The organism is Priestia sp. P5_B4 (genome assembly GCF_056400385.1).
The window spans coordinates 1-1,636 of the sequence record NZ_JBFULJ010000857.1; the positions used below are offsets into that span (position 1 = coordinate 1).

Sequence of the window (1,636 nt, forward strand, 5' to 3'; positions counted from 1 at the left end):
GTTTGTTAAAGAGAATTCGGTATACAATTTGTACTTCCTGCAATTTTATTTAACTTATCTTTAAACCAATATAGGAAATAGGCATCGAAAATATTCAGAATAATATAAAATATTAAATGGAAGTAACTTATGGAAAAGGTAGTGGAAGCTATGGCTAAAATCACAGGAAAAGAAAAAGTAGAGTTTTACTTAGATGGAAATTTATTGATGGAAGGTCCAGCCTCTGAATTTTTTAAAGAAGGAAGCATGCACGGGGAAAATATTCCATTAGGTTTAGGAGATAGGTTTGATATGATGAATTTCCCGACAATGGGTGACACAATAAAACTTCGAGTTATGAAAATGAAAGAAGATCTTCTAGCTTCAGGAGAAATTCACACGCTTAAATACTTTCTTTCAAATTATGACGATCAGAAATAATGGCATATCAAAAGCACCCACTAAAACAGCAACGTGTAATTGAAGTATATAGATAAATAAATCTATAAAATTATAGTTATACTTATACTTTTCATCTAAGTATACTTATGCGGAATTTATCATACCAAACAATATATGAATTTTCGTATGTAAATCATACAAAAAGAGGTTTTTTTCACTTTCTATCTAATGTTATAAGGTAACAAGTGTGTAGAAGCTAGGTTAACACCTCTACATACTAAGTTAAAATAATAGGATGAGGTGTTTGAATATGAATAAAATGGAACTAGTTAGTGCTGTTGCAACAAAAGCAGAACTAACACAGAAAGATGCTGAAAACGCTGTAAATGCGCTACTGGAAACAATTTATGACACACTTGCCAAGAAAGAAAAAATCCAACTGATTGGGTTTGGGACATTCGAAGTGCGGGACCGTGCAGCACGAACAGGTCGTAATCCTCAAACAGGTGAAGAAGTAGATATTCCTGCTTCGAAAGTGGCTGCTTTTAAAGCAGGAAAGGAATTAAAACAAGCTGTTAAATAACTATTTCAAAAGTTTTTGATGAATAAAACCACTATAAATTTGAAATTGATTATAAAAATGGAAACATCAACTCCAATTTTATTATGGTGTATGTTCTCAAAAAAACTACCTGAGGTAGTTTTTTTGCATTTGAAAATGCATACTTTATTCTTTTTTAGTTTATATAACAGCAATTATCGGCAATAACATGCTAAAAAGTCCTTTTTATTTAACGCAAATCTATCGTTTTTTTCTTGGGCTTAAAATTAATTTGATTCCTGTTCGTTCTTTATTATCGATTAAAATATTTGTAAACCCAGGAACACAAACCAAATCAACACCACTGGGAGCTACGAATCCCCTTGCAATCGCAACGGCTTTAATCGCTTGATTTAAAGCGCCGGCTCCCATTACTTGAATTTCTACATTACCTCTTTCTCTAAACACAGCTGTAATTGCACCTGCAACTGAATTTGGATTTGATAGTGATGATACTCTTAATATAGTATCCATATAAAGTGCTCCTCCTGTTATTTAATCGCTTTATTTGATCATTGGAACGAATGTAATTGACGTATCTTTAAATCATATTCATATCCCGATTAAACTGAACTATTAAACCGATTCCTAAATGGGTGCTTCAATTAAAGGATTTAAGACATACACCTCTTAACTTTTGTTTATTTCCCGACC

General features: G+C 32.2%; 3 protein-coding genes. 2 read left to right on the forward strand and 1 reads right to left on the reverse strand.

Going from position 1 to position 1,636, the window contains the following annotated elements; all coding sequences use genetic code 11:
- Positions 1-129 precede the first annotated feature (129 nt).
- Both AC1DRF_RS26735 and AC1DRF_RS26740 read left to right on the forward strand, forming a co-directional pair.
- Entirely contained in the window at positions 130-420 is a 291-nt protein-coding gene (locus tag AC1DRF_RS26735) for a hypothetical protein (protein ID WP_192101183.1), read from the forward strand.
- 271 nt (positions 421-691) lie between these two features.
- On the forward strand, positions 692-964 hold the full coding sequence (locus AC1DRF_RS26740; RefSeq protein WP_097825604.1) for an HU family DNA-binding protein: 273 nt from the start codon (positions 692-694) through the stop codon (positions 962-964).
- A 219-nt stretch (positions 965-1,183) separates the two neighbouring features.
- Here AC1DRF_RS26740 and AC1DRF_RS26745 read toward each other — a convergent pair whose 3' ends face one another.
- Positions 1,184-1,456, reverse strand: coding sequence for a stage V sporulation protein S (locus tag AC1DRF_RS26745; protein WP_211079364.1), 273 nt, complete (start codon positions 1,454-1,456; stop codon positions 1,184-1,186).
- Between the last annotated feature and the right edge of the window lie 180 nt (positions 1,457-1,636).

What these genes read in the sequence shown, in the direction of transcription:
- AC1DRF_RS26745 (WP_211079364.1), bottom strand. Translation starts at nt 1,456, where the DNA reads ATGGATACTATATTAAGAGTATCATCACTATCAAATCCAAATTCAGTT.
- AC1DRF_RS26740 (WP_097825604.1), top strand. Translation starts at nt 692, where the DNA reads ATGAATAAAATGGAACTAGTTAGTGCTGTTGCAACAAAAGCAGAACTA.
- AC1DRF_RS26735 (WP_192101183.1), top strand. Translation starts at nt 130, where the DNA reads ATGGAAAAGGTAGTGGAAGCTATGGCTAAAATCACAGGAAAAGAAAAA.